We start from the raw sequence: 8,400 nt of genomic DNA on the forward strand, positions 1-8,400 counted from the left end.
AACAAGATGACAATTTTACAAAAGAAACAGTATGAGCCGCTGACTGTTGAAACAGCGGTGAACCTGACAAAAGAACTCGATTTGTTTCCTGAAAATTCAATCTTAAGCTGCCGTGAAATAGGGGATGGCAATCTGAATTACGTATTCCATATAACAGATTCCATTAATGAAAAGGGGATTATTATTAAACAGGCATTGCCGTATGCAAAAGTAGTCGGAGAAAGCTGGCCACTGACATTAAAACGTTCAACGATTGAAACGAATGCCTTGAAAAAACATGGGGAGTTTGTCCCGCAGCTCGTTCCAGAGGTTTATCATTCTGATGAAGATCTTGCGATAACGGTGATGGAGGATTTATCCCATTTAACGATTGCCCGCGAAGGCCTTATTAAAGGACAGTCTTATCCAAAATTATCAAGTCATATTGGTGAATATATAGCGAGAACGCTTTTTTCCACTTCCGATTTTGCTTTGCATCCTTTTGAGAAAAAACGTTTAGCAGTGGAGTTTTCAAATCCTGAACTATGCAAAATTACAGAAGATCTTATTTTCACTGACCCGTTCTTCGATCATGAGACAAATGATTTTGAACCAGAATTGCGTGAGGATGTAGAAGCTATTTGGAAAAATAACGCTCTGAAGCTTGAGGCAGCAAAATTAAAGCTGAGCTTTATTACAGATGCAGAGGCGTTACTTCATGGAGATCTACATACGGGCAGCATTTTTGCAAGTGAAACAGAAACAAAAGTGATTGATCCAGAATTTGCTTTTTATGGACCGATTGGATTTGATATTGGATTATTTATCGGAAACTTGTTCCTACATGCTGTTTCAAGAGAGGAAGCACATCGGGCTGTTATTTTTGAACATATAGAGAATACTTGGACCGTTTTCCACTCTGTATTTTCGGAATTATGGGAACAGTCAAACCTCGAAGTTTACACGAAAGTTGAAGGATATAAAGAATACATCTTGCAAAAGATCTTTTCAGACACACTTGGCTTTGCTGGCTGTGAGCTGATTCGGAGAACAATTGGACTTTCCCATGTGAAGGATTTAGACGGAATAGCCGATAAGGACAAACGGATCGCTGCTAAAAAGCAGGCACTGGCATTAGGTGAAGCACTGATTTTAAATCGAAATAAATGGAACTCATTGACAGTAGCAATTACTTTACTAGGAGAGAAAACAGCATGAAAGTACCAACATCAATCGAGTGGAAAGACGGCAAACTGATAATTCTTAATCAGCAAAAATTGCCTCATGAAATTGAATATCTTGAGCTTGAGAATATTGAGGACGTTTTCGATGCCATCGTAACCTTAAAGGTTCGCGGGGCACCAGCGATTGGGATTACTGCAGCATATGGACTTGCGCATGCAGCCCAGCTTTATAAAACGGACCAGTTAGACAAATTCCGCCAGCATCTGAAAAGGGATTTTCGTTATTTAGCGGGATCACGTCCCACAGCGGTTAATTTATTTTGGGCACTCGAAAGAATTGTGAAGGCTGGAGAGAAAGCATGCAGTGTTAATGAAGCAAAAACGGTCATTTTGGAAGAAGCCATCAAAATTCATGTAGAAGACGAAGAAACGTGCAGACAAATTGGCGAGCATGCTTTGTCATTGCTAAAGGATGTTACAAATGTAATAACGATCTGCAATGCCGGATCGATTGCAACGGCAAAATACGGAACAGCGCTCGCTCCTTTCCATCTTGGCATTGAACGCGGAAAGAAATTTCATGTGTATTCCTGTGAAACGCGTCCTGTTCTCCAAGGATCGAGATTAACGGTTTGGGAGCTACAGCAATCAGGTGTAGATGTCACATTGATCACTGACAGCATGGCTGCTCACACGATTCATTCAAAAGGAATTGAAGCGATTATTGTCGGCGCTGACCGGATTGCGACGAATGGCGATACAGCGAATAAAATAGGTACGCTTGGGTTAGCAATTTTGGCTAAGAATTTCAATATTCCGTTCTATGTTGCGGCTCCAACTTCAACATTTGATTTATCAATTTCGAGTGGAGAAGAGATTCCGATTGAAGAAAGACATGCGGAGGAAGTCACACATATTGGCGGAGTTCCCGTGGCACCAGGCAACACAAATGTTTATAATCCTGCCTTCGATGTCACTCCAGCAGAGTATATTACCGCCATCATTACAGAGAAGGGGATCATTCATCCGAACTTCAATGAAAATATTAAAAGTCTATTTGGCGAGCTAGTGAAAGAGGGAGAAAGATCATGAGAAAACAACTGACAACATTGCTTTTAGCTATTTTAATCGTATCGGCATTTTTAGCTGGATGCCAGCCAAAAGGCAACACTGCGAATACGGAACCAAAGGAATCGGATGCACCTAAAAAGGCCGAGAAATCCGATCATCCACTTGCAAATAAAAAAATTGCCTTAGTCATGCAGCAGAATTTAGGAACCTTTTCAGCGCAATACATTGAAGGTGTAAAGGAACAAGTAGAAAAATTCGGCGGCACTGTGAATGTATTTACTTCTGAAGGAGATTTAGCAAAAATGGCCTCCAACTTAGATGCAGCCATTAACCAAGATTTTGACGGAATTTTAATCGACCATGGGACGAAGGAAGCTTTAAATGCAGGAGTGAAAAAAGCAGTAGAAAAGGGAATTCCAGTCATTGTTTTTGATGCAGGTGTTGAAGTCGAAGGAGTTCCGGTGTTAGAGCAAGGCGATCAAAAAATGGCTGAGATGACTTTAAATAAATTAGGCGAAGACGCATCCGGGGAAGCGAATATCGTAAAAATCTGGGTGGCTGGCTTTGCACCGATGGAAAGAAGACAAGTCGCCTATGAAGCATTTTTGAAAGATAACCCGGGGATTAAAGAAATTGCGGCATTTGGAGCAGCAACAGCCAATACCGCTTTAGACACACAGGCGCAAATGGAAGCTATCTTAAAGCAATACCCGAAAGAAGGCCAAATCACAGCGGTTTGGGCAGCATGGGATGAGTTCGCTAAAGGAGCAGTCCGCGCAATTGAGCAGGCTGGAAGAACAGACATTAAAGTATACAGCATCGACATGAGTGACGAGGATTTACAGATGATTCAAAAGGAAAATAGCCCATGGGTCGCTTCAGCAGCAGTCGATCCAAAGGATATCGGACGCATCCAGGTCCGCTATTTATACCAAAAAATCAATGGTGAAAATCCTCCAGAAAACATTGTGCTTGAACCGGTTTTTGTAGATAAAGATAAGCTTCCTGATCAATTAGTCACAACGAATGAGCTGAGTGAATACATCGAAGGCTGGGGAGCGAGTGAGCAAGGGTATAATGATGCGTTAAAAGAATTAGAGGAACAGATTAAATAGAGTCATAGAGTGTGTTTTAAGTTGAAGAAGATTAAATCGGTATTCATGAGTGGTTTATTGAGTGTGTTTTCAGAGAGTGAAGAGTAAAACGGTATCTATGACTGGTTCATGGAGTGCGTTTTCGGAGAGCGAAGGGCCAAACGGCATCCATGAGTGGTTCATGGAGCGTGTTTTCAGAGAGCGAAGAGTAAAACGGTGTCCATGACTGGTCCATGGAGCGCGTTTTCAGAGAGCGAAGGGCCAAACGGCATCCATGACTGGTTCATAGAATGCGTTTTCAGAGAATGAAGATAAAAACAGTGACCATGTCCCGTTCATAGTGAGCGATTAGGGAACCATCTACAGAAAAGCCCGCCCTTGAATCGGGCTTTTCTACCGAAAGGAGAAGTTTTCATGGCGGATACGCTGCTTGCTATGGAAAAAATACAAAAGCAATTTGGAAAAGTATCGGCATTGAATGAGGCATGCTTTCATCTGAAAAAGGGAGAAATCCATGCGCTGCTCGGTGCAAATGGGGCAGGGAAAAGTACGCTTATGAAAATTCTGTCCGGTGTGTATGAGCATGATGGCGGGCATATTGTGCTGGATGGTAAAGAACTAAGGTTCAAATCGCCGAAAGCCGCGAAAGAACAGGGGATATTCTGCGTGTATCAAGAGGTGGATACCGCCATTGTCCCTGAACTATCGGTGGCTGAGAACATTATGCTCGATACATTTGCCTCTGGTCGAAATCTTTTTATATCGAAAAAACAGTTGAATAAAAGAGCAAAGGAAGTACTGTTAGAGCTGCAGTCTGCACATATTTCCGTGAAAAAGCAGGCATTAGAGCTAACGCTTGCGGAAAAACAGATCATGCTAATTGCGCGTGCTTTAGTTCATTCAGCTAAAATCATTATTTTCGATGAACCGACTGCTCCGCTATCTGTCCACGAGGCGGAGCGGCTCTTTTCGGTTATGAAAAAATTAAAAGATCAGGGCGTAGGCTGTATCTTTATTTCTCACCGGCTTCCGGAAGTGTTTGAGATTTGCGATCGGGTAACTGTCATGAGGGAAGGAAAAACAGTGAGCGCACAGGATACCGCATCAACTACGCAAGACCGTATCGTAGAGGACATGCTCGGTGCAGCATTTACAAATGAGTTAGGGCAGCACGACAAAAAAATCGGCGAAATACTCCTTAAAGTTTCAAGCATAACGGACGGGAATAAATTGCATGATGTTTCTTTTTCCGTACGTGAAGGAGAAATTGTCGGGATTGTCGGTTTAGTCGGTGCTGGGAAAACGGAGCTGGCGAAGACTTTATTTGGGATCACTCCAGCTAAACAAGGCCAAATTGAGCTTCATGAAAAAATAGCAAAAGTCCGCCATCCGGGTGATGCCATCAAAGAAGGTCTCGTGCTTGTGCCAGAAGAACGGCGGAAAGAGGGACTCTTTATCTATGAGTCTTTAAGAATTAATGCGACTTTTCCTAATTTACGGAAGTTCACAAAGGGCTTGTTTATGCATAAGCCATCAGAAACAGCTTTCGCAGACAAAATTATCAAAAGTCTGCAGATAAAAACAAATAATACCGAAACCCCGCTTGTCCATTTGAGCGGCGGAAACCAGCAGAAGGTGGCTATAGGCAAGTGGACTTCGCTAGATTCGAGTGTTTACTTGTTTGACGAGCCGACGAAGGGCGTCGATATCGGGGCTAAAGTTGATATTTTTAAACTCATTCGCCAAATTTCTGAAAAGGGAAAAGGCGTCATCTATTTTTCTAGTGAAATTCATGAAATCCTCGGAATATCTGACCGGATTTTAGTGATGTACGATGGCAAAATCGTGAAGGAGTTTTCACGAAGCGAGGCCACGCAAGAGAAGATTTTGTTGTATGCAAGCGGCGGAAAGGAAGAACACCATGAAAGAGAAAAGTATCCAGTTTCTGTTTAAATACGGAGCCATTGCATTAATGATTTTTATTATCATTTATTTTAGTATGATTAGCGATGCATTTTTTACATATGGGAATTTCGCGGATATTCTTCGCTCTATTTCTATTGTAACCGTTCTCGCTTTAGGGGTCACATTCACATTAGTTGTGAACGGCTTTGACTTATCTGTTGGGTCCACAATGTCATTGTCGACGGTTGTTACAGCTTCTTTAATGGTTTGGTATGATATGCCGCTTTGGCTCGTTCTCATTTTACCGATTCTTGTCGGTGTCCTAGTCGGCGTTTTCAATACGTTATTAATTGTCGTCATTGGGATCCCTGATTTGCTCGCAACTCTAAGCACGATGTATATTGTGGCGGGGCTTCATAGGACGTATACCGAGGGTTATTCGATTTATAATCATATGCCGCTTACATCAGGAGGGACGGCTATTGGGGAATTTTCCAATGCCTTTCTTTGGATTGGCCAAGGGAAAATGCTTGGTTTGCCTGTACCTGTGTGGATTATGCTCCTGCTCGTTCTTGTTGCCTATCTGGTGCTTACTCATACGAGATGGGGACGGATTTTATATATGACGGGGGGCAATGCGGAAGCAGCCACCTTATCAGGTGTAAATGTGAAAAAAGTAAAGTTCGCATCCTATGTCGTTTCTGGAATTTTTGCTTCGATCGCAGGAGTTTTATTCACAGCACGGGTTGGGTCAGGACAAATTGATGCGGGTGCACCGCTTTTAATGGAAGCTGTGGCGGCCGTATTCGTCGGCTATTCTGTTCTCGGCGCCGGCAAACCAAATGCAATCGGGACATTTTTCGGTGCGGCGGTCATCGGCATATTATTAAATGGGCTAACCATTTTAAACCTGCCATACTATGCTTTCGATATTGTGAAAGGTTCTGTATTAGTGCTGGCATTAGCCGTAACCTACATGCATGCGAAAAATAAGCTTTCACATTAGATAGTGCCTGAACTTCGGTGCGCAAGATTAAACGCATTTGAGGGTCAGGCATTGTTTTTCCTTTTTTAGGTTGAAAAGTACCTTCATATCAAAGTATAATGGGAGGATTCCAACGGTACAAGGACGGTACATATATGAAAAAAAGGATCGTAGATATTGTCTATATTTTAATAGGAGCTTTTCTTTTTGCAGTAGGGGTAAATGTGTTTATTATCCCGAATGAGCTAGGGGAGGGCGGAGTAACGGGAATCACCATTATCGCTTACTATCTCTGGCAATGGTCACCAGGACTAGTGAACTTAGTTCTAAATTCAATTTTGCTCATTGTTGGTTATAAATATTTGAGTAAAATGACAACGATTTATACGATTATTGCTGTCGTTTTTAATTCTTTGTTTTTACATTTGACAGAGGGCTGGACGATTGAATCCAATGAAATTGTCGTCTCTACTATTTTTGGTGCGGTTATTATCGGGGTAGGAATTGGGTTAATCATTCGCGTAGGCGGGACCACGGCTGGTTCTACCATCTTAGCAAGAATAACTCAAAAATATCTTGGCTGGAATTTAGCCTATGGATTGTTATTCTTTGATTTAATTGTTGCTTTGTCATCTTATTTTATTATCGGCGCTGAGAAGCTGATGCTGACAATTATGATGTTGTATATTGCAACAAAGGTGATGGAATTCGTTATCGAAGGGATCAATACGAAAAAAGCTGTGACGATTATTTCAAAAGAGCCTGATCAGATTGCCCAGCAAGTAAATAGTATTATGCAGAGAGGTGTAACAGTTTTCTCAGGGAGCGGCTACTACACAAAAGCGCAAAAGGATATTCTCTATATTGTGATCAGCAGCCAGGAAATTGTGAGACTGAAGAAAATCGTAAAGGAAGCAGACAAGGATGCATTTCTTGCCATTCACGATGTCCGTGATGTGTTTGGCTTAGGCTTTGGCGAAATTTCAAAAGCGGATTAATATATAGAAGAAAGATGAGAAGGATGTTTGAAATGGGCCACGTTTCAAACATCCTTTTTTTGTATTTTTAGTGTTAATTCGACGAAATTCGCGGACAGACTTTTCGTTTAAGATTATACGTAAAACAATGTTTCTGGACAGGCTTTTGCGCTTTCATCAAAACTTGTCCGAAAATCAAGTTATCTGGATAGGTTGTATTTCTTAATTAGTTTTTTTAAGACAAGTAGTTATTTTGTCCAATCCATTATTTCTTACTTGCCATTTACTAATATTAACCTAATGGAAGGATGGTGAGGATATGGGAAGACAAGAGAAAAATAATAAGGATAATAGTAATAAAGAAAACAGAGAAGAATCCCTTGATCAGACAATCACGTTCCGAATCGTAAAAGAAGATGGCCAAGAAATTAATGTTGGTCCTGTTGCTGATAAACCTAAAATTGTTATCGTCATTAACAATCAGTTTACAAGTGCACCTAATACCACCCAAATTGCTAGTGGAGCCGGACGGAACAGTGCAGCCGGGAATAATGCTGCAATTGATTCATCGAATACCGAGCAGCAACAAGGTGTAGGCGCTAAGGGGCAAGCTAGAAATAGGGGGATGAGCGGTGACCAGATTGAACCGCATAAAAAGGAAACAGAGTATTCGGAACACGGTGAAGAAATTGTAATTGTCATAAATAATCAAGTGAATAAAACAAGGACGCCCCAGGCTAGTGCTACTCAGGTTGCAAGTGGGGGTGGAGATGATAGCGCAGCCGGTACTAACGCTGCAATTGAAAGTTCCAATACCAAACAGCAACATGCCGTTGGAGGCGATGAGGCTGGTTCGGCAATCAATTCCGGTGAAGATAGTAATCAAACAGAACAGTGATTTTATGAAAACCGTTGATATAACGGGAAGTTACCATTAACGAGCGTAATTGGATTATTGATTCCGATGAAAAGCTGAGGCGGAACATACAGGGATAAAGTGGCTTTTAGGGGTAACGCCAGTAAACCGCATTTACAATATTAAGGAGACTCTAAAAAAATAAAGCCCAATTTCTCAGCATTAAAATGAAGTGACCCCAAAAAGTTAGACACGGTTATTTCATCAGGCAGCTTGCTCAAAATGAGTTCGGTATTGTACCGGGCTCATTTTTAACTTCGCCTTCATCCGTTTTGTATTATAGTATTCT

Annotated in this window: 8 protein-coding genes; 7 read left to right on the plus strand and 1 reads right to left on the minus strand. The window is 41.6% G+C overall.

The features are described 5' to 3' along the window. The first annotated feature begins 6 nt into the window (after positions 1-6). The 7 genes from mtnK to F7731_RS25545 all read left to right on the plus strand — a co-directional run bounded on the left by mtnK (position 7) and on the right by F7731_RS25545 (position 8,093). On the plus strand, positions 7-1,197 hold the full coding sequence (gene mtnK, locus F7731_RS25515) for an S-methyl-5-thioribose kinase (RefSeq protein ID WP_151537573.1): 1,191 nt from the start codon (positions 7-9) through the stop codon (positions 1,195-1,197). Then, positions 1,194-2,255 (plus strand): S-methyl-5-thioribose-1-phosphate isomerase, encoded by a 1,062-nt coding sequence (mtnA, locus tag F7731_RS25520; RefSeq protein WP_151537574.1) that lies wholly within the window; start codon positions 1,194-1,196, stop codon positions 2,253-2,255. The genes mtnK and mtnA overlap by 4 nt, the downstream gene beginning before the upstream one ends. After that, positions 2,252-3,349 carry a sugar ABC transporter substrate-binding protein gene (locus F7731_RS25525; RefSeq protein WP_151537575.1) on the plus strand — a complete coding sequence of 366 codons (1,098 nt, stop codon included), beginning with the start codon at positions 2,252-2,254 and terminating at the stop codon, positions 3,347-3,349. The genes mtnA and F7731_RS25525 overlap by 4 nt, the downstream gene beginning before the upstream one ends. Before the next feature lie 393 nt (positions 3,350-3,742). Then, positions 3,743-5,281 (plus strand): sugar ABC transporter ATP-binding protein, encoded by a 1,539-nt coding sequence (locus F7731_RS25530; RefSeq protein ID WP_151537576.1) that lies wholly within the window; start codon positions 3,743-3,745, stop codon positions 5,279-5,281. Then, on the plus strand, positions 5,250-6,239 hold the full coding sequence (locus F7731_RS25535; protein WP_212031250.1) for an ABC transporter permease: 990 nt from the start codon (positions 5,250-5,252) through the stop codon (positions 6,237-6,239). Before F7731_RS25530 ends, F7731_RS25535 begins: the two co-directional genes overlap by 32 nt. A 134-nt stretch (positions 6,240-6,373) precedes the next feature. Further along, entirely contained in the window at positions 6,374-7,216 is an 843-nt protein-coding gene (locus F7731_RS25540; protein ID WP_151537578.1) for a YitT family protein, read from the plus strand. Positions 7,217-7,514: 298 nt separating this feature from the next. Then, positions 7,515-8,093 carry a hypothetical protein gene (locus F7731_RS25545; protein WP_246197454.1) on the plus strand — a complete coding sequence of 193 codons (579 nt, stop codon included), beginning with the start codon at positions 7,515-7,517 and terminating at the stop codon, positions 8,091-8,093. 222 nt (positions 8,094-8,315) lie between these two features. Here F7731_RS25545 and F7731_RS25550 read toward each other — a convergent pair. Next, positions 8,316-8,400: IS3 family transposase (locus tag F7731_RS25550; protein ID WP_151537431.1), on the minus strand; the 85-nt coding region annotated here is incomplete at its 5' end.

The organism is Cytobacillus depressus, from assembly GCF_008923245.1.
GTDB lineage: Bacteria > Bacillota > Bacilli > Bacillales > Cytobacillaceae > Cytobacillus > Cytobacillus depressus.

Coding starts and splice junctions, on each gene's coding strand:
- mtnK (WP_151537573.1), top strand. CDS start 7: ATGACAATTTTACAAAAGAAACAGTATGAGCCGCTGACTGTTGAAACA.
- mtnA (WP_151537574.1), top strand. CDS start 1,194: ATGAAAGTACCAACATCAATCGAGTGGAAAGACGGCAAACTGATAATT.
- F7731_RS25525 (WP_151537575.1), top strand. CDS start 2,252: ATGAGAAAACAACTGACAACATTGCTTTTAGCTATTTTAATCGTATCG.
- F7731_RS25530 (WP_151537576.1), top strand. CDS start 3,743: ATGGCGGATACGCTGCTTGCTATGGAAAAAATACAAAAGCAATTTGGA.
- F7731_RS25535 (WP_212031250.1), top strand. CDS start 5,250: ATGAAAGAGAAAAGTATCCAGTTTCTGTTTAAATACGGAGCCATTGCA.
- F7731_RS25540 (WP_151537578.1), top strand. CDS start 6,374: ATGAAAAAAAGGATCGTAGATATTGTCTATATTTTAATAGGAGCTTTT.
- F7731_RS25545 (WP_246197454.1), top strand. CDS start 7,515: ATGGGAAGACAAGAGAAAAATAATAAGGATAATAGTAATAAAGAAAAC.